15 protein-coding genes are annotated in these 20,347 nt (G+C 44.1%); 8 read left to right on the top strand and 7 right to left on the bottom strand.

What is annotated here, in order from left to right; genetic code table 11:
- Nucleotides 1-245 precede the first annotated feature (245 nt).
- Both polA and OCV36_RS25595 read left to right on the top strand, forming a co-directional pair.
- Nucleotides 246-3,047, top strand: a complete 2,802-nt coding sequence (polA, locus tag OCV36_RS15770) for a DNA polymerase I (protein WP_102553923.1) — start codon at nt 246-248, stop codon at nt 3,045-3,047.
- 193 nt (nt 3,048-3,240) lie between these two features.
- Complete coding sequence (locus OCV36_RS25595; RefSeq protein WP_438356636.1) at nt 3,241-3,288, top strand: hypothetical protein; 48 nt, start codon at nt 3,241-3,243, stop codon at nt 3,286-3,288.
- Between the two features lie 265 nt (nt 3,289-3,553).
- Here OCV36_RS25595 and OCV36_RS15765 read toward each other — a convergent pair whose 3' ends face one another.
- Both OCV36_RS15765 and yihA read right to left on the bottom strand, forming a co-directional pair.
- Nucleotides 3,554-4,153, bottom strand: coding sequence for a hypothetical protein (locus OCV36_RS15765; protein ID WP_017081700.1), 600 nt, complete (start codon nt 4,151-4,153; stop codon nt 3,554-3,556).
- Between the two features lie 230 nt (nt 4,154-4,383).
- Nucleotides 4,384-5,043, bottom strand: a complete 660-nt coding sequence (gene yihA, locus OCV36_RS15760; protein WP_102454236.1) for a ribosome biogenesis GTP-binding protein YihA/YsxC — start codon at nt 5,041-5,043, stop codon at nt 4,384-4,386.
- 148 nt (nt 5,044-5,191) lie between these two features.
- On the opposite strand from yihA, the gene OCV36_RS15755 reads away from it, so the two are divergent.
- The 5 genes from OCV36_RS15755 to hemN all read left to right on the top strand — a co-directional run bounded on the left by OCV36_RS15755 (nt 5,192) and on the right by hemN (nt 9,795).
- Nucleotides 5,192-5,809, top strand: coding sequence for a c-type cytochrome (locus OCV36_RS15755; protein ID WP_004735574.1), 618 nt, complete (start codon nt 5,192-5,194; stop codon nt 5,807-5,809).
- A 557-nt stretch (nt 5,810-6,366) separates the two neighbouring features.
- Complete coding sequence (locus tag OCV36_RS15750; RefSeq protein WP_004735576.1) at nt 6,367-7,005, top strand: class I SAM-dependent methyltransferase; 639 nt, start codon at nt 6,367-6,369, stop codon at nt 7,003-7,005.
- Entirely contained in the window at nt 7,005-7,562 is a 558-nt protein-coding gene (gene yihI / locus OCV36_RS15745; RefSeq protein WP_004735577.1) for a Der GTPase-activating protein YihI, read from the top strand. Before OCV36_RS15750 ends, yihI begins: the two co-directional genes overlap by 1 nt.
- A 6-nt stretch (nt 7,563-7,568) precedes the next feature.
- Nucleotides 7,569-8,057 carry a DUF2489 domain-containing protein gene (locus OCV36_RS15740; protein WP_004735578.1) on the top strand — a complete coding sequence of 163 codons (489 nt, stop codon included), beginning with the start codon at nt 7,569-7,571 and terminating at the stop codon, nt 8,055-8,057.
- 346 nt (nt 8,058-8,403) lie between these two features.
- On the top strand, nt 8,404-9,795 hold the full coding sequence (hemN, locus tag OCV36_RS15735; protein WP_102553926.1) for an oxygen-independent coproporphyrinogen III oxidase: 1,392 nt from the start codon (nt 8,404-8,406) through the stop codon (nt 9,793-9,795).
- 81 nt (nt 9,796-9,876) lie between these two features.
- Here the strand turns inward: hemN and OCV36_RS15730 are convergent, their stop codons facing one another.
- The 5 genes from OCV36_RS15730 to glnA form a co-directional block, all read right to left on the bottom strand.
- Complete coding sequence (locus OCV36_RS15730) at nt 9,877-12,495, bottom strand: phosphodiesterase GepA (protein ID WP_135455820.1); 2,619 nt, start codon at nt 12,493-12,495, stop codon at nt 9,877-9,879.
- 108 nt (nt 12,496-12,603) lie between these two features.
- Complete coding sequence (glnG, locus tag OCV36_RS15725; protein WP_017075485.1) at nt 12,604-14,007, bottom strand: nitrogen regulation protein NR(I); 1,404 nt, start codon at nt 14,005-14,007, stop codon at nt 12,604-12,606.
- Between the two features lie 122 nt (nt 14,008-14,129).
- Nucleotides 14,130-15,206, bottom strand: a complete 1,077-nt coding sequence (gene glnL, locus OCV36_RS15720; RefSeq protein ID WP_017075484.1) for a nitrogen regulation protein NR(II) — start codon at nt 15,204-15,206, stop codon at nt 14,130-14,132.
- Nucleotides 15,207-15,374: 168 nt separating this feature from the next.
- Entirely contained in the window at nt 15,375-15,944 is a 570-nt protein-coding gene (locus tag OCV36_RS15715; protein WP_135455818.1) for a DUF4124 domain-containing protein, read from the bottom strand.
- Between the two features lie 382 nt (nt 15,945-16,326).
- Nucleotides 16,327-17,736 (bottom strand): glutamate--ammonia ligase, encoded by a 1,410-nt coding sequence (gene glnA / locus OCV36_RS15705; protein ID WP_017075482.1) that lies wholly within the window; start codon nt 17,734-17,736, stop codon nt 16,327-16,329.
- Nucleotides 17,737-18,299: 563 nt separating this feature from the next.
- On the opposite strand from glnA, the gene typA reads away from it, so the two are divergent.
- On the top strand, nt 18,300-20,132 hold the full coding sequence (typA, locus tag OCV36_RS15700; RefSeq protein ID WP_017075481.1) for a translational GTPase TypA: 1,833 nt from the start codon (nt 18,300-18,302) through the stop codon (nt 20,130-20,132).
- Nucleotides 20,133-20,347: the final 215 nt, after the last annotated feature.

Here is a 20,347-nt window from a genome sequence, read left to right as displayed (position 1 = left end):
TTTTCTTTATTTACAATGGTTTATTTATGTTTTTTGCTAGGTTTAACTTAGTTCTCAACAGGGTGGGTAAATAATATAAACAGAGTTATCCACAGATGGAGCGTGCCTCAGAACACAAAATAACTATAAATTGATTATTACGAACACAATCGAGTGAACGGATACAGATCGACAACGTAGAATCCAACCAACAGACGTGGCATCCTTAACAGATTATTTCTGTACTTACTGGATACACAAACATTATGGCTCGTATTCCTGATAATCCATTGATTCTGATCGATGGCTCTTCTTACCTATATCGCGCGTTCCATGCCTACCCGGGCACCATGAGCAATGGTGATATCCCTACTAACGCTGTTTACGGTGTGGTTAACATGTTACGCAGCATGATGCGTCAATTTGCTTCTGATCGTATTGCGGTTATTTTTGATGCGAAAGGAAAGACGTTCCGTGATGACATGTACCCAGAGTACAAAGCAAACCGCCCACCAATGCCTGACGATCTTCGTTGTCAGATAGAGCCACTGCACAATGTTATTCGTGCGATGGGTTTGCCACTTATCTCTATTCCTGGCGTTGAAGCGGATGACGTGATTGGTACGTTGGCTTCTCAAGCTTCTGCGATGGGTATGCCTGTGCTTATCAGTACTGGTGATAAAGACATGGCACAGTTGGTTGATGACAACGTTACCTTGATCAACACAATGACCAATGTAGTGATGGATCGTGAAGGTGTTATCGAGAAGTTTGGTATCCCACCAGAGTTGATCATCGATTATCTCGCGCTGATGGGCGATAAAGTGGATAACATTCCGGGCATTCCAGGTGTTGGTGATAAGACCGCAACAGCATTGTTGCAAGGTATCGGTAGTATCGAAAAGTTGTATCAAAATCTTGATGATATTGCGGCGCTTGGTTTCCGTGGTTCGAAAACCATGGCTAAGAAGCTGGCTGATAATAAAGACAATGCTGATATGTCTTACCAGCTTGCGACAATTAAGCTCGATGTCGAGCTTGAAGACACGCCAGAGTCTCTCGTGAAAGCACAACCAAATATCGATGAGCTGATTAAGCTATATGGTCAGTTGGTGTTTAAATCTTGGCTGAACGAGCTACTTGAAGGTGGCAGTGGCGTAGTTGAAGCTGATGAAAGATCGGCTGGTGCGGTACGCAGTAGCACTTCAACAACGACTTCTACCGTAGAAATGAATACCTCTGCTGTGACGATAGACCGTAGTCACTACGAGACGATCTTGGATGAAGCATCATTCAATGTATGGCTAGAGAAGCTCAAAGCAGCCGAAGTGTTTGCCTTTGATACTGAAACTGACAGCCTAGATTACATGGTCGCTAACCTTGTCGGCCTGTCATTCGCAACCGAAGAAGGCGTTGCCGCTTACGTACCTGTTGCCCATGACTACTTAGACGCACCACAACAGTTGGATCGTGATTGGGTACTTGAACAGCTTAAACCTATTCTAGAAGATGACGCACAAGCAAAAGTGGGTCAAAACCTGAAGTACGATATGAGTGTGCTCGCGCGCTACGGTATCGATATGAAGGGCATCAAACACGATACTATGCTGGCTTCTTACGTTTTCAATAGCGTTGGTGGTAAACATGATATGGATAGCTTGGCACTGCGTTTCCTACAACACAGCTGCATCTCATTCGAACAAATTGCCGGTAAAGGTAAGAAACAGCTTACTTTCAACCAAATTGAACTGGGTGAAGCCTCTCCGTATGCCGCGGAAGATGCGGATGTGACATTACGTCTTCATAACCGCTTAATGGAAAATCTTGATCAAGATGAAAAGCTAAAAGCGATCTATGAAGAAATTGAAGTCCCACTGATCCCTGTGATGTCTCGTATTGAGCGCACGGGTGTATTCATTGATGACATGCTGTTAGGCGCACAATCGCAAGAGATTGCAGTTCGCCTTGATGAACTAGAGCAGAAAGCCTACGAAATTGCAGAGCAAGAGTTCAACATGAACTCTCCTAAGCAGCTGCAAGCTATCTTGTTTGAAAAAATGGGCTTACCGGTTATCAAGAAAACACCATCAGGAGCAGCTTCAACCAACGAAGAAGTGTTGCAAGAGTTGGCTCTTGATTACCCTCTACCTAAGTTGATCATTGAGTATCGTGGCCTAGCAAAACTGAAGTCTACTTATACAGATAAGCTGCCTAAGATGATCAATGCAGAAACGGGTCGTGTTCATACGTCTTACCATCAAGCAGTGACCGCGACGGGCCGTTTGTCTTCGACCGATCCAAACCTACAAAACATCCCAATTCGTAATGAAGAAGGTCGTCGTATCCGCCAAGCATTCGTTGCACAACACGGTTGGAAGATTCTCGCAGTCGATTACTCGCAAATTGAATTGCGTATCATGGCGCACCTATCGGGTGACAAAGCGTTACTGGAAGCGTTCCAACAAGGTAAAGATATTCACGCAGCAACTGCTGCTGAGATTATCGGTGTTGATATTGATCAGGTAACTACTGAACAACGTCGTCGTGCGAAAGCGGTTAACTTTGGTCTTATCTATGGCATGAGTGCGTTCGGCTTGGCTAAGCAGCTTGGTATTCCTCGTGGTGAAGCACAACATTATATGGACACTTACTTTGAACGCTACCCTGGCGTGATGCAGTATATGGAAGACACACGTAGCACAGCTTCAGAGCAAGGCTTTGTTGAAACCATTTACGGTCGTCGTCTACATTTACCAGAGATTCAATCTCGTAATGGCATGCGTCGTAAAGCAGCTGAACGTGCGGCGATCAATGCGCCAATGCAAGGTACAGCGGCTGACATTATCAAGAAAGCGATGTTGTTGGTTGATGAGTGGATTCGAGCTGAAGGTGATGGTCGTGTGAAGTTATTGATGCAAGTACACGATGAATTGGTATTTGAAGTCCAAGAGTCATCTTTAGCCGAAATTGAAAGTAAAGTACAACAATTGATGGAGTCAGCGGCTGATCTAGCTGTACCGTTAGTCGCGGAAGCTGGCCACGGTGACAACTGGGATCAAGCCCACTAATCAGTTTTTGACCTTATTGAGTAAATTAGTATGAGCCAGTGCACAAACACTGGCTTTTTTTTGTCTAAAATAAAGTTGAGTCGGAAAATTTATTTGCGTGTTTTAATAAAACATTCATGAAAAAAAATTACAAAAATGGTTTTCATTTCTGAGCAATTGTTGTACATTAAATCTTGTAGGGTACAGAGGTAAGATGTTCTATCTTTCAGACCTTTTGTTTCACGTTATTGGATTAGGCTGATTCAGCCGCCCCAGTCAGTATTTGACTGGGGCGTTTTTTCTTGTGCGAAAGAAAAATATTTCCAACCTATAATTCTCCTATTGTTCCGCTTGTTTTTAGAGCCTTTTCTTACATCGTTCAAAATCCCCCTCAATTACGTAATTTTTCCTAAATCTGGAATTCAATCAGCATTTGGTAATTTAAATCCGTCTCTAATTTGATTGTTTTATCATTTAAAATAACTTTTATTTTACAAGTTGCCGATAAAGGATTGATCGTTCACACCTTATTTATCAGTGTATTGAGTGGGTGAATGCTCAATGTAATCCATGATTTCTTGTTGTTTCTCAGTACTGTATTTCAGCGCTTCGGCGGTGATTTGGATGGATTGTGCCATAGAAGAGATATTGTTGGTCGCTTTCACCAAGGTTTGCTGCATGGGTTTTAGGATGAGTAGGTAGATAGCAGTCAAAGCGATAACAATGACAGCGATAACGGCTGCTAACGCAATGATGATCTTGGTCTGAATATCATCCAACAGCATTTGACTGGTCTTTTTAAAGGCGAGTCGAGATTGATCTAAGGCTTGTGGGAGTTGATTGAGTGATGTCTTGGTCGAGCTCGCAAGCTTGTTGATGCTTTCAACGGTTTGGTTCAGAGCTTGTTGTTGGTCTTCACTAAGGTTGGGGTTGTTGACGATCGCCTGCAAAGATTGCGATATCACCTCAAGAGACTCACTCGCATCTTGAGCGTATTTTTCCATACCATCCAAGTCCAAGGTCATATCAACATTGATCAGTGGGGCTTGTTCTTGTTCTGCTTCAGAGGCGAACCCTGTCAATGAGACCAGCATGAGTGCAATGATGGCCAACGGTGTTTTCCACATGAGTATTCCTTTCTCATTGTTCTGTTTATTTAGATGTGCCTTTTAGTATGGTTCACTTCTCTCGTTTCTAACTGATTAATCTTGTCTTTAATTCTCAAGACTTAGGTTTAACTCACTAATTTTTGGGCAAAAAAATACCCCACCTATATAAGGAAGGGTATTAATAAGGCTAAATCACTTGCTGTAAGTGCTTTAACTTCTAATTATAGATAAAGCTATAGATAGAAGAACTACTCTGAGTCGTTGTGCTCTTCGTTCGCTAATTCATCAATGATTTGATCAGCAAACACTGGGGCAAACCACTCATCCATCTTGGCACGCAGTTGATCAACGCCGATACCCTTCATTGAAGAGAATACATCAACCGCAACATCACCACCGAAAGATTTCGCATCATTACGGATTTTCAGTAGCTGTGCTTTACGCGCACCACTTTTCAGTTTGTCTGCTTTTGTTAACAAAACTTGTACTGGGATGCGGCTATCGATAGCCCAGTAGATCATTTGTTGGTCAAGGTCTTTCATTGGGTGACGGATATCCATCAATACCACTAAACCTTTCAGGCTTTCACGTCGTTGTAGGTATTCGCCTAGCGACTTCTGCCATTTTTTCTTCATCTCAAGCGGAACTTGAGCAAAGCCATATCCTGGTAAATCGACGATATGACAACCGTCCGTTACCTTAAATAGGTTAATTAGCTGAGTTCGACCGGGTGTTTTACTGGTTTTCGCCAAGCCTTTTTGGTTTGTAACGCGATTTAGCGCGCTAGATTTACCAGCATTGGAGCGTCCTGCAAACGCAATTTCGATCCCTTCGTCTTCTGGTAAATGACGAATATCAGGTGCACTGGTAATGAAATGCGTGTTTTGATAATGAATTTTTACGCTCACTGTTAACTCCATCTCGACTTTGTGTAGTCGATTGATTACTTTTTTGTGAATTTGTGTAAAATAACCGTGCTCGGCATAAGGTCGCCTATTGTACCATGAGTGGCAACATAGAGTGGTACTGGAAGCTTGATAATTATAATGGAATGTCATGAAGAAATTAGCGCTAATTTTGAGTCTTTTAGCCAGCTGCTCAGTATGGGCTCAAGGTAGTATTGAAGCTGGTAAAGCCAAATCACAAACATGTGTTGCCTGCCACGGTGCTGACGGCAACAGTCTGATCACTCAGTACCCTAAGCTGGCTGGTCAACATGAGAAGTACCTAGAGAAGCAGTTAAAAGAGCTTAAGCTCGGTATGACTAGTGGTGGTAAGCAAGGTCGTAATGAACCTGTAATGGGTGCAATGGCGATGTCTTTATCTGAAGAAGATATGGCTGACCTAGCGGCGTACTACGCATCGCTACCTATCTCTAGTAACTCTACTCCTGAGAACGTAGTAGATGAAGGTAAGGTTCTTTACACCGCGGGTAACGCAGAACGCGGCGTAACGGCGTGTATTGCTTGTCACGGTCCACGTGGTAACGGTACCGAACTTTCTGGTTTCCCTAAGATTTCAGGCCAGCACGCAGATTACATCAAGGCTCAACTTGAGAAATTCCGCGATGGTAGCCGTAATAACGACATGAATGCGATGATGCGTGATGTAGCTAAAAAGTTAACAGACGCAGATATTGATACCTTATCGAAGTACGTTGGTGGTTTACACTAATATGTCGGTTTCTTGCTCTTAGCCAGAGTAAAGAAATGTACGCTCGAGCGAGATTGAAGAGACGCCCCGATCAGTAATGGTCGGGGCGTTTTCTTTTGTATTGGTTTTATTAATATGTTTTGTGCTGATGTCTGATTTATCAATGTGTGATCGATTTGTGTACAAAAGTGTGAACTTGAACTCTTGTAGTCTTTTTGTAACACGGTAAAGTAACGGCCATCAGCTAGGAGCTGACTTAGATACGGATGGTCATCTAGTCTAACGGTATAGACAGAAACGGATCAGGCTAGGACAGCCCAGCAACAAGGTGTTAGAAAAGGATAGCCAAAACTCATCAGGACGATGAACAACAAACAAATTTGGCATGGAAAGCACCAATAACAAATGGAGATTTGTGTACCAAGTTGAGTATGCAAATTTTGGCCGATATAGGCAGATTTAGAGAGCGATAGGTTTTCCTATCGCTTTTTTTATTGATTTGATGAAAAAACACCCAATACCTCTCCACTATAAACTCAGTTTCTGGTATGTTTCGCATCCCTGTTTAAGGATGTGCTATGTATACTTGTCCCTTATGCCATCACCAAGGCGTGAATCACTATTTTGAAGACAAACGCAGAGCCTATCTGCAATGTCAGCAATGTGAACTGGTATTTGTTAAACCTGAACAAAGGTTAGAAGCAAAAGAAGAGAAAGCACACTATGATCTCCATGAGAACGATCCTAGTGATGCAGGCTATCGCCGTTTTCTATCTCGCATCGCGGATCCACTAACAGACAAAATTTCATCTAACTCACACGGGTTGGATTTTGGTTGTGGCCCAGGCCCTACGCTATCTATTATGTTAGAAGAAGCCGGACACACCATGGAGTTGTACGATATCTATTACCACCCAGAAGCTTCTGTGTTGGAAAAAACGTATGACTTTATGACTGCCACGGAGGTGATAGAGCATCTTTATCACCCAGACAAAGTGTGGCAGCAATGGTTGAATTTAGTTAAACCCAAGGGCTGGATTGGTCTTATGACTAAACTAGTAATAGACGTAGACGCGTTTGCTGGTTGGCACTACAAGAATGACCCGACACATGTCGTCTTCTTTAGTCGTCAAACATTCCAGTTTTTGGCAGAGCGGGATAAGCTCGAACTAGAATTTTTTGGAAATGATGTAATTTTACTGAGGAAAGTGCAGTAATGGGTCGTAGTAAGAAATCAAGAAAACCGGGAGCACTTGGCGCTCCGGAACCTATGGTTACTCGTAACCGTAGTGAATCTGATGTTGAAGGTCGTGAACGTAAGCGTGTTAAAAAGCGTAAAGGCCTTAAGTCGGGCAGCCGTCACTCAGATGGTAGCGAAGCAAAACAGCGTAAAGCTGCACTAGCTCGCGACCCTCGTTTAGGCAGCAAGAAAAAAATCCCGCTGATTGTTGAACCAGCGAAGAAGTCGACGAAACAAGAGCGCAAGCTATCTAACGAACAAGAGTTAGAGATGCTTGAGAATGATGCTCAACTGAACACATTGCTAGATCGTATCGAAAATGGTGAAAACCTAGGTGCTGGTCTGCAGAAGTTTGTTGATGAGAAACTTGATCGTATCGAACACCTAATGGGCCGCTTAGGTCTGCTAGAACCAGAAGACGATGAAGAAGAGATCTTCGAAGAAGCACCGGTTGCATCTAAGAAGAAAGCAAGCTCTGACGAAGACTTGCTATCTCAATTCGAAGATTTCGACTTAGACAGCTTTAAAGGTTAATAGCCAATGAACGTAACCTTATTAGCAATTGCTGGTGGAATTATCATTCTCGGCTTGGGCTCTTACGCAGGTTACCTTCTACTTCAAGTGAAGAAGCAGACGGAGTTGCAAAAGCAGCATCAAGCACTTGCCATTGAAAAACGTAACGCGACGATTTACGACAACGTAAATACTTTGTGCTTAGCGGGTATTCAAGGCCAGTGTGACTTACCTGAGATCAGTATCCGAGTGTGTATCATTATGGATAACGTTCAGGGTGATGAGCGTGTCGATTTTGATTCTGAGTATCCTGCTCTTTCTGAGCTGTACCATATCGTAAAAGATATGGCTCGCGGAGACGGAAGGCAGGAACTGACGAAGAAAGAGCGCATGCAGCAGAATCTCACACGCCATAAGGCGGAGACTCGCTTGAATGATGCGGTCATTGAAGATTTGAAAAGGTTGCAGGAGAAGGTTAAGCCTCTCAATAACCAAATCAACATTCAGATGATCTAGTCACTAAGACTTTTAAATATAGAGGCTTGTTTAACATTCCGTTTTTAGACGCGCTGCTTTTAATACCTATGCATTTAAGACTTTTCATCTTAAATGCATCTTGTTTTTAAGTCGCCTTATCTTTTAATAGACAATGTTAAATGAGCCTTCTTACCTTTTGCGTCTCGTTAATCCCGACGCTTTGTTAGTGATCAAGCTAGCAGTTCTGAGTTTTTGTCTGAAAAATTGATTTTGTCTTGGAACGACCTTACTGGTCGTGTGGCAAAATAACCCGTCTATATTTTAATGTATGTAAAATGATTTGAGAGACCTTAGGTTCTCGCGGATCTAAATTGGAATTACCGCTATGTCGAGCAAGCCAGTAACAACGAATCAGCAAATCGTTTGGGATCAAGAGATCTTAAACAAGTACAACTATTCGGGACCTCGTTACACTTCATATCCAACAGCGTTGGAGTTTCATGAAGCGTTTACCGTCGCTGATTACGACATGGCGTGTACGCAATATCCAGAGCGTCCACTCTCTCTTTATGTGCATATCCCGTTCTGTCACAAGCTTTGTTACTACTGTGGTTGTAACAAGGTAATTACTCGTCACTCGCACAAAGCGGATGAGTACCTTGATGTGATTGAACATGAAATTCGTCAACGCGCTTCTTTGTTGAATGGTCGTGAGGTAACTCAACTGCACTTCGGTGGCGGTACCCCGACATTCCTAACGAAAGTACAAATCACTCGTTTGATGATGATTCTGCGTGATGAATTTAACTTCACAGCGGATGCTGAAATCAGTATCGAGGTTGACCCTCGCGAGATCGAACTCGATGTATTAGACCACTTACGTAGCGAAGGTTTTAACCGCTTAAGTATCGGTGTTCAAGATTTCAATAAAGAAGTACAGAAGCTAGTTAACCGTGAGCAAGATGAAGAATTCATTATTGCGATGGTTCAACGTGCAAAAGACCTGGGTTTCCGTTCAACCAACCTAGATTTGATTTACGGATTACCAAAACAAACTCAAGTATTGTTTGCTGAAACACTGAAGCAAGTACTTGAGATGAAGCCAGGTCGTCTCTCTGTCTTTAACTATGCACACATGCCGCAACTGTTCGCAGCTCAGCGCAAGATTAAAGATGAAGACTTGCCAGAAGCAAAAGAAAAAATGGCTATCTTACAAGATACCATTGAGACCTTAACGGGCGCGGGCTACCAGTTCATTGGTATGGACCACTTTGCTCTACCAGAAGACGAGCTAGCAGTAGCTCAGCGTGAAGGTATCCTGCATCGTAACTTCCAAGGCTACACGACCCAAGGTGAAGCTGACCTGATTGGCTTTGGCGTTTCGGCTATCTCTATGGTGGGTGATGCTTACGCTCAGAACCAAAAAGAGCTGAAAAAATACTACGCTCAGGTTAATGACCTACGCCACGCACTTTGGAAAGGCGTCGCACTTGATAGCGATGATCTACTGCGTCGTGAAGTGATTAAGCAGCTTATCTGTAACTTTAAGTTGGATAAGACGATGATCGAATCTGAGTTTTCAGTCGATTTTAATCGTTACTTCAAAGAAGACCTAGGATTGCTGCAAACCTTCATCAACGATGAGTTGGTTGAGGTCGATGACAAAGAAATCCGTGTGACTCTGCGTGGCCGCCTGTTGATTCGTAACATCTGTATGTGTTTTGATAAATACCTACGTGCTAAGGCTCGCCAACAACAATTCTCCCGCGTGATTTAATCATTCGGTCGAGAAAAAACATAAAAAATGCCAGCATGATGCTGGCATTTTTGTATCTGACTCATTCGATTTCTGTTTGATTTAGCTGAGGCTTTCTTTGGTGTTTTGTTTGGCCTTGGTGCTTTGTTTGGCTTCGTTATTCGGTTTAACCTTGGCATTCTGTTGGGCATTGCTGAGATCGATAGGCCATTGGTCAAACGGAACCGGGCGACCGTATAAGAACCCCTGAGCAAGTGGGCATTTTAGTTGCTTGAGGAGTTCTGCCTGTTGCTGTGTTTCAACGCCTTCTGCCACTAAGCTCACTTTGAAACCCTTGGTGATGTTAACGATGGCCGCGACGATCGAGCTGTCTAGGTTCTCTTTTTCCAGCTTGCTAACGAAGCTGCGATCGATCTTTAAGCAATCAAATGGCAGTTTGTGTAAATAAGCCAGTGACGAATAGCCGGTACCAAAGTCATCAATTGCAATCGAGATGCCTAATGCTTTTAGCGTCAGCATGTTATCGATGATGGCAGGGTCATTGTCGACGATGCGTGACTCTGTGATCTCTAGTGTCAGGTTGCTTGCTGGTAGCTTGGTGTCACGTAGCGTGCCTTTAACTTGTTCAACAAAGCCACTTTCACTCAGTTGATCGACCGAAAGGTTAACGTGAATAGAGAAGTCCTTGCTCCATTTTCCTGACTCAATCGCGATTGCAGTATCTCGACACGACTTATGTAGAATTTGCTTGCCGATATCGTAAATAAGCCCGCTCTCTTCAGCGAGAGGAATGAATTCAAGTGGTGAGACTATTCCTTCATCGGCTATCCAGCGTGCTAAAGCTTCAGCCCCAATGGTCGATCCGGATTCTAGATCAATAATAGGTTGATAGAAGGGTTCGAACTGTTGAAGTTCAATCGCTCGGTTCATCCGCGCTAGCATCTTAGTGCGATGTCTTGATGCTTTACCCATCTCAGGGCTGTAAATGCTGACACTGGCTTTGTCTTGTTTTGCGTTGCTCAAAGCAATGCTACTACTACGCAGCAATAGCGCAATGTCGTGGACGTTAGATACGCCGACGACTCCCATCGATACCTTAATGACGACACTTTCTGATTCCATTGAAAATGGGGAAGCAAAGGTTTGAAGCAAGCGATTAGTCAGTAGTTGAGCTTCCTCGCTTTGGATGACGTTCGGGGCGTAAATGGCGAACTCATCACCGCCAGTGCGAGCTAATAGGTACTCGGATGGCAATGTACCTCTTAAACGAGCGGCCGCAATGATAAGCAATTGGTCACCATTGTAATGACCAAGGCTGTCATTGATGTCTCGGAAGCGATCAATACCCACTAAATAAAGTGTGCCTTTTTCGTTTGCAGGGTTTTTCTTGGCAGCGTCGATAAAGCCTTCTCGGCTATATAATTTGGTTAATGAGTCATAGGTAAGCTGAGACTGTAATGCTTGAAAGGAAGCCTTTAAGTTGTTGGTCATTTCATTGAATGACTCCACCAACATGCTGGTTTCATAGATATGCCCTGTCTTTGGCATGCTCGTGTTCCAATCGCCCTTAGCAAGACGCTTTGCCGCATCCGCTGTTGAGGTGATGGGTTGGGTGACGCGATTGAAGGCAATTAATCCTGCAATGACACCAATGCAACTCAGCGCTAGCCCGAGCAACCAGCTGTTTCTTTGGTTTTCAGGTAATTCACCGAGTAGGTTGCTTTCAGGGATCGACATACCAATAAACCAAGTGATGCCGTGCTCATCTTCATAAGGGGTGATCTGGTTGAAGTATCGTTCGTTGTCTAGGCGAAAGCTAAAGCGCTGCACGCCCAAATTCTCGATTAGGTGAAATTGGTCTACGTAGCTAGCACTTTCACGTATTACCGGGTTAGCGCTCTCTGATGCTAGTAATCGTTGGCCTTTATTGGTTTTCCCTGTTCCCCAAGAGACCACGCTGCCGTCACTCGAGTGAGCGACCAAGCGTTGCTGTTTATCAATGATATAAACAGAGGCATCCGTTTTATCTTTAAGTTCTTTGAGAAACGCATTGAAGGTATTGATCTTAATATCGCTGACGACGACGGCTTTGAATTCGTTGTTATCATAAATAGGCGCAAGGGCTGATAAGGTGATCTCTTGTCGTTCATCTGCATTGGCATAAATTGGCGACCATACAGCCTTTTTTTGCGTAGCAACGGGTGTGTACCAAGGGCGGACTCTCGGGTCGTAACCTGAAATCACCGATCGAATGTCTTCGCTAATTGTGCTGCCGCGGTAAATGACCAGCTGATCGTTAGTACGGTCGTCTTGTACCATCAAGGTATAGCCGTTGTTAGCTTCTTTACGAAAACCGACATAGTTACCATCTTCAGAACCAAAGCCGATCACATCGAGTTGAGGTATAGCAGTGAAATGGTCTGAAAACGTATAAAAAATGTAGTCTTGGACCTTGCTAAGGTTTCCCGCTTGATAAAGGTGGTGATAGCCTATGTTATGGCTCAGCGAGAGGTTCGCGTGAAATGGCTTTTCTAAAAAGTTGGACAGGCTTTGATGAACGTGATCAGTGAGTGATGTTAGTTGGCGTACACTAATATCACTCACCATCTCTTTGTAGCTTTGTTTTTGAGTGAAAACCATTACGCTCATAGTGAACAGAAAAATCATCACGAATGGCAGAACCACAGCAGTTCTCAAGGTAATCGGTGTTTTCAAAGACATCTTTAGCTACAACTTTGGTGAATAGTGCACTGTAATTGTACCGACACTATTTAAACCAAGCGACATTTTTTTGGTTAAAAAAGTAGCTGCATCGAGAGTCATATCAGGTCAGTACAGTTCTTTGAGTTTACGAGTTAGGGTGTTTCTCCCCCATCCCAAAACCTTGGCTGCATCTTGTTTGTGACCATTAGTATGGTTGAGTGCAGCTTCTAGCAATATACGTTCAAACTCTGGCAGAGCATAAGTCAGCAGCTCCTTTTCGCCGGAATCGAGCGCAGACTTTGCCCAATTAGCGAGCAGCTGCTGCCAATTATCTCCAGAGCCTGAAGTCGTCACGACTTTTTCTTCTAGCAACTCCGGTGGCAGATCGGAAGGGAGTATCTCACTGCCGCTGGCCATTACGGTTAACCAACGACAAATGTTCTCAAGCTGACGTACGTTACCTGGCCAATTCAGTTGATTGAGTTTCAAGATTGTTTCTGAATGCAGTGTCTTTACTTCAACCCCTAATTCTTCTGCAGCTGATGCTAAAAAGTGGTGAGTCAGCTTTTCAATATCTTGTTTACGTTCACGTAGTGCAGGGATATGAATGCGGATTACATTCAGTCTGTGGAAAAGGTCTTCACGGAAGCCGCCTTCATGTACCAAGCGTTCAAGGTCTTGGTGGGTCGCGGCTACGATACGAACATCAACCTTAACTGCAGAGTGACCACCTACGCGATAAAATTGACCATCAGAAAGTACACGCAATAGGCGAGTTTGAATGTCGAGTGGCATGTCACCAATTTCATCCAAAAACAGTGTGCCACCGTTAGCTTGTTCAAAACGCCCTTGACGGACACTGTTGGCACCCGTAAAGGCACCTTTTTCGTGGCCAAATAACTCCGATTCAATCAAATCTTTAGGAATGGCAGCCATATTAAGAGCGATGAAGGGTTTTTTAGCTCTCGGGCTGTGTCGGTGCAAGGCATGTGCGACAAGTTCTTTACCTGTGCCCGATTCCCCGTTAATAAGAACCGAGATAGAAGAGCGAGACAAACGGCCAATCGCTCGGAAAACTTCCTGCATCGCGGGCGCTTCACCAATAATTTCCGGAGCGTTGGTTTCTTCGGTTACTTCGCTGGCTTGTTCACGTTTCTGCTCATGGCTATGCGCAATCGCTCGCTCTACTAGAGTTAATGTTTCATCAATATCAAACGGCTTAGGCAGATATTCAAACGCCCCTTTTTGATAGGCATTTACCGCAGCATCGAGGTCCGAGTGTGCCGTCATGATAATCACTGGCAGGTCGGGAGAGCGCTGATGAACCTGATGTAAGAGCTCAATCCCGTCAATGCCGGGCATTCGAATATCAGATACCAAAACATCGGGTGTTTCGCGCTCAAGAGCAAGTAATACGCTCTCTGCGTCTGCAAATGTTTCGCACTTTATATCTGCCGATGACAGTGTTTTTTCTACTACCCAGCGGATAGAGCTGTCGTCATCGACGACCCAAACGTATCCCTTACTCATAATTCAATTCCTTTGCAGCCAAATCTATTGTGATAATCATTGTTGTTTTTATGATGTCTTTAGTCTTTGTGTTACCGAGTTAAGCCTTTCATCTCGCTGTCCAATCGCGAGGTTCTGTTGACCTAAATTGGTAGATAAATCGTGAATGTGGTGTTACCCGGCCAGCTCTCAACATCAATTTTTCCATTGTGTTGATCGATCAAATTTTGAGATATCGACAATCCTAATCCAGTGCCACCTTCTCGTCCGCTGACCATTGGGTAAAACAGCGTGTCTTTTAATTCATCAGGGATGCCGGGGCCGTTATCGCTGATCTCTATACGAGCAGCGAGCTTGTGTCGTTGGCCATGAATGTTGGCTTGATGCACCGTTCTGGTGCGAATGGTGATTTTCCCTGATTCTTGGGTCTTTAAAATCTGTGCAGCATTGCTCACGATATTGAGCATGGCTTGTTCAACTTGGGCGGAATCCATCAAAATTGCGGGTAAGCTCGGGTCGTAATCTCTTTCGATAGCGAGTGTTGAACCCGATTCGAGCTCGACTAGTTGTCTTACTTTTTCGAGTATTTGGTGGAGATTTTCTTCCGACTTTGTTCCTGGCTTTTGTGGACCAAGAAGGCGATCAACTAAGGCTCTCAAGCGGTCAGCTTGCTCAATAATGATCTGGGTATATTCATTGAGCGACTGATCGGGCAGCATTTTTCCAAGCAACTGCGCCGCACCTCTTAAACCTCCCAACGGGTTTTTAATTTCATGCGCCAACCCACGTACCAGCAGCTTAGCCGCTTGTTGTTGGGCGTGTTGGTTTAGCTCTTGGCTGAGCCGTCTTTGTTGGTCTATCTTGCGCATCTCAACCAATAGCAAGGTCTCTCGCTGCCAAGAGATTGGACTAACCGTAACCTCAAGCATTAATGGGCGGTTATCGACCACAAAGGTAACGTCACTATCAGTAATGCTCTGGCCACTTTGTAGAGGTTGAGTTAAGAGTGCTAAGTCGAGAGACGCATGTTGGATGAGCTGACTCAATGGGTGATCAACGATACGTCTCGCGCTTTGTGAAAAGAGTTGTTCAGCCGCAGGGTTGGCGTATCGCACATTCAGTTGCTCATCGAGCATCAATGTCGAAGTCACCATATTGTCGAGAATGGCGCTGGAAAGGTGATGTGTATCTATGCTGTCGCTTTTCGCTGATCGATTCACTATTTCGTCCTTGAACTGGTGTTTTTCTCACTGCACCAAATTGGTGCGTAGCTAAGTTCAAGTATGGCGCATATCAATCAGAAGCTAAAGATAATTCATTAAAGGTGCTAAAAGCGGCTGAGATTAGGTGAAAAATCGAAGTAATTCAGTCTCTTTTAACACATTGGCCTACTTGATCGTCGCTCGGTGTAAATACACAGTGACTGGACTAGTAGATGCAATAAGCTTGCCGCTTCTATGTGCTTGAATTGCAATGGTGTGAGTACCTCGATCTATGCCTTTTAGTTCCCAATTAGGCTGGGTTTGCGGAGCACCATAACGACGACCATCGAGCATGAGTTGTAACTGCTCGCCAATGCCTAGCTTTCGGTTGAGTTCGATTTGAATGGGGATTAAGCCGCGGTTGTTGCGGATGGTTTGATCATGAATGGGAGTCAGCATAATAAGTGTTAGCTGAGCTGGTGCCTCGCGTTCCGTGGTTTTTGTTTTTTCTTGCTCCTGAGCGGGCGTTGCCGTTTTAGTTGTAGATAAAGCTGCAGCGTCAACAGGCGTTGAGGCCTCAAATTTAGGCGCTGGCGCTGATGCTTGTACGTCAGGCAGGCGAAGAGACTTGGCACCTTGGTCGGTAGGGGTATCACTAAAGTGGAGAACACCATCTTCATCTACCCAGGTATATACCGTTTGAGCAGAGCACGAGAATGCGACTGTTAACCCGATTAGGAACAGTATGTTTTTCATATCGTTAGCCTCTTTCCACCGTTAGGTGTTTTCACGTTTGGCGTTGGTTTTGATTTTATTGTATTTATAGCAGCAGCCTCTGAGGGCTTTTGTTAAATACCAATCACAGTAAGTTAATGCTCAGAAATAGCGCAGGAAAAAGGCTTGAGAACGAGGCAGGTTTTTTCGATAAGTAGTTATTCTACAATCAAAAAACCTAACGATGTTATCGAGTGTTTTAACAAGCTAGGCTGAGTAGTTATTTACTACGATTGGTATCTGTATGGTACGAGGAAGCAGAGGGAGGGAGTATATAAAAAAGGCCCGCCTGCGAGGCGAGCCTAATATTTAGTCAGCGATTCTTACAAGGTTGCAGTAAGAAATGGCTTATCTCTACAGGAGATTAAACTGAGTAGTACAGTTCAAATTCAAGTGGGTGTGTAGCCATGTTCACGCGTTGTACGTCGTCAGATTTCAGTTTGATGTAAGAATCGATGAAATCATCTGAGAATACGCCACCTGCAGTTAGGAACTCACGATCGTCGTCTAGAGCTTTAAGTGCAACTTCTAGAGACTCAGCAACTGTTGGGATTTCAGCCGCTTCTTCTGCTGGAAGGTCGTATAGATCTTTATCCATAGCTTCGCCTGGGTGGATCTTGTTCTTGATACCGTCAAGGCCAGCCATCAGCATTGCTGAGTAGCATAGGTATGGGTTAGCTGCTGGGTCACCAAAACGTAGCTCGATACGACGTGCTTTCGGGCTTGGTACTACTGGGATACGGATAGAAGCAGAACGGTTACGTGCTGAGTAAGCAAGCATTACCGGAGCTTCAAAACCAGGTACAAGACGCTTGTACGAGTTCGTTGATGGGTTAGCAAATGCGTTGATTGCACGAGCGTGTTTGATTACACCACCGATGTAGTAAAGCGCCATTTCAGATAGGCCGCCGTACTTATCACCAGCAAACAGGTTAACGCCGTCTTTTGCTAGAGATTGGTGAACGTGCATACCAGAACCGTTGTCACCAACTAGTGGCTTAGGCATGAATGTCGCTGTTTTACCAAATGCGTGAGCAACGTTGTGTACAACGTACTTGTAGATTTGAGTCTCATCAGCTTTTGTTGTTAGCGTATTGAAGCGAGTTGCGATTTCGTTTTGACCCGCAGTTGCTACTTCGTGGTGGTGAGCTTCAACAACTAGACCCATCTCTTCCATTACTAGACACATTGCAGAACGGATGTCTTGAGAAGAATCTACAGGAGCTACTGGGAAGTAACCGCCTTTAACGCCAGGACGGTGACCTTTGTTACCGCCTTCGATGTCAGAACCTGTGTTCCAAGCTGCTTCTACGTCATCAATCTTGAAGAAAGAACCAGACATGTCGTTTGAGAACTTAACGTCATCAAATAGGAAGAATTCTGGCTCTGGACCAACTAGAACTGTGTCTGCGATACCTGTAGAACGTAGGTATTCTTCAGAACGTTTAGCGATAGAGCGAGGGTCACGATCGTAGCCTTGCATTGTTGCAGGCTCAAGGATGTCACAACGGATGTTCAGTGTTGCGTCTTCTGTGAACGGGTCCAGTACAGCAGACGCTGCGTCTGGCATCATTACCATGTCAGATTCGTTAATGCCTTTCCAACCAGCTACTGAAGAGCCGTCAAACATTTTACCTTCTTCGAAGAAGTCAGCATCAACTTGGTGAGAAGGAATAGAGATGTGCTGCTCTTTACCTTTTGTATCAGTAAAACGTAAGTCGATAAATTTAACTTCGTTCTCTTGGATCAGGGATAGTACATTTTCTACTGACATCTTGGATAACCTCCAGTGTTATTAATTCGGTATTAGCTCGATTCGGTTGAAACCAGCATTGATTAATGTCTATAAGTGCATTAATCGATGCTGATTTATGTATAGCCAAAAACGTGCCAAAAAAATTATTCCATTAATTTCAATGATTTACTTGTTTTTCTGTTTTGTTATTTTTGGTTTTTGCACCAAAATGATCTCTGCGTGCACTTAATTGGTGCAATCGTTTGTCTGTGCACCAAGATGAGTCATGATCGGATACCATTCAGCAATGAATTGCCTAAGTTGTCAATCCACTTTTGTCGTTTTGAGAGAGATTCGATTTGAAGCTTGTTTGTGACAATCCTTTAGAATCGTATGAATTGGGCGTTTCTATACTGTGCTGAATCAAAGTTAAGCGGATATGAATCGCTAAAAGAGAAAAAAGCCCCGGTTCAGATCACATATTTCTGGGTTTTTGTCTAAAATCTGGTATATTATTGACCGTTTTTTAAATCAAGCTAGCGGTTATTATCCAAACTTTTGAGATAATTGACGGCTACCTTTTATGAGTGAATCGAGAATCCATGTCTACTCCACAGATTGATAAGTTAAGAAATATCGCGATCATCGCGCACGTTGACCACGGTAAAACGACTTTGGTTGATAAACTACTACAACAGTCAGGCACTCTTGAGTCTCGTGGTGAAGCTGAAGAGCGTGTCATGGATTCGAATGACATCGAAAAAGAGCGTGGCATTACAATCCTTGCTAAGAACACAGCAATTGACTGGAATGATTACCGTATCAACATCGTAGATACCCCAGGACACGCGGACTTCGGTGGTGAAGTTGAACGTATCATGTCTATGGTTGATTCAGTTCTTCTGATCGTTGATGCAGTTGATGGCCCAATGCCTCAAACTCGTTTCGTAACACAAAAAGCATTCGCACACGGCCTTAAGCCAATCGTTGTTATCAACAAGATTGACCGCCCTGGTGCTCGTCCTGATTGGGTTATGGACCAAGTATTTGACTTGTTCGACAACCTAGGCGCGACTGATGAGCAACTAGACTTTACTGTTGTTTACGCTTCAGCTCTAAACGGTTGGGCAACAATGGAAGAAGGCGAAGTTGGCACAGACATGGAACCATTGTTCCAAGCTGTTGTTGATACAGTAGAAGCACCTGCAGTTGACCTTGAAGGTCCACTACAAATGCAAGTTTCTCAACTTGATTACAGCTCTTACGTAGGTGTTATCGGTGTTGCTCGTGTTACTCGTGGTTCTGTTAAGCCAAACCAACAAGTAACTATCGTGAATGCTGAAGGCAAGAAACGTAACGGTAAAGTAGGTACTGTACTTGGTTACCTAGGTCTTGAGCGTCACGAAGTAGAACAAGCTAACGCTGGCGACATCATTGCAATCACGGGTCTTGGTGAGCTGAAAATTTCAGACACTATCTGTGACGTAAACAATGTTGAAGCAATGGAACCACTGTCTGTTGATGAACCAACAGTAACAATGACTTTCCAAGTAAACACTTCTCCGTTCGCGGGTAAAGAAGGCAAGTTCGTTACTTCACGTAACATCCTTGAGCGTCTAGAAAAAGAATTGGTTCATAACGTTGCACTACGTGTTGAAGAAACTGAAAGCCCAGACCGTTTCCGCGTATCAGGCCGTGGTGAGCTTCACCTTTCTATCCTGATCGAAAACATGCGTCGTGAAGGCTTTGAGCTTGCAGTATCTCGTCCAGAAGTAATCATTAAAGAAGAAAATGGTCAGAGAATGGAACCGTTTGAAACGGTTACTATCGATGTAGTTGAAGAGCACCAAGGTGCGATCATGGAAAGCATCGGTCTACGTAAGGGTGAGCTAACGGATATGGCACCAGATGGTAAAGGCCGTGTTCGCATGGACTTCATGATGCCTTCTCGTGGTCTTATCGGTTTCCAAACTGAATTCCTTACAATGACGTCTGGTTCTGGTCTTATTTACCACTCGTTCGATCATTACGGTCCTCACAAAGGCGGTATCATTGGTCAACGTAACAACGGTGTTCTAATCTCGAACGCAACAGGTAAAGCACTGACTTACGCACTGTTCTTCCTTCAAGCTCGTGGTCGTCTATTCACAGAGCACGCTGATGAAGTTTACGAAGGCCAAGTAATCGGTATTCACAACCGTTCAAACGACCTAACAGTAAACTGCCTGAAAGGTAAGCAACTAACGAACGTTCGTGCATCTGGTACTGATGAAGCACAAGTTCTTTCTCCACCGATCAAGCACACTCTAGAGCAAGCTCTTGAGTTTATCGATGAAGATGAACTAGTAGAAGTAACGCCACTAAACGTACGTATCCGTAAGAAACTTCTTACTGAAAACGAACGTAAGCGCGCTTCTCGCCCTGCTAAAGACTAATTGTCGGCAGGTTAGCTTCTAGCTAACGAGACGTTACAACGAATAAGAAAGCCCCGAGTAGCTCAGCTGCTCGGGGCTTTTTTTGTGCCGTTAGTCGTATATCGAAAACAAGTAATATATCGAAAATAGTAAGGCTGAGAGATTCCCTACCACGCTCATCTCTCGCGGTAGAGAATGACGGCGTATGTGTTTAATTTAAAGCACCTTAATTTAAA

It is taken from the genome of Vibrio echinoideorum (assembly GCF_024347455.1).
In the GTDB taxonomy this organism is placed as follows: Bacteria; Pseudomonadota; Gammaproteobacteria; order Enterobacterales; family Vibrionaceae; genus Vibrio; species Vibrio echinoideorum.
The sequence above is the reverse complement of the archived record's forward strand: the minus strand, read 5'-3'. Positions and strand labels throughout refer to the sequence as shown.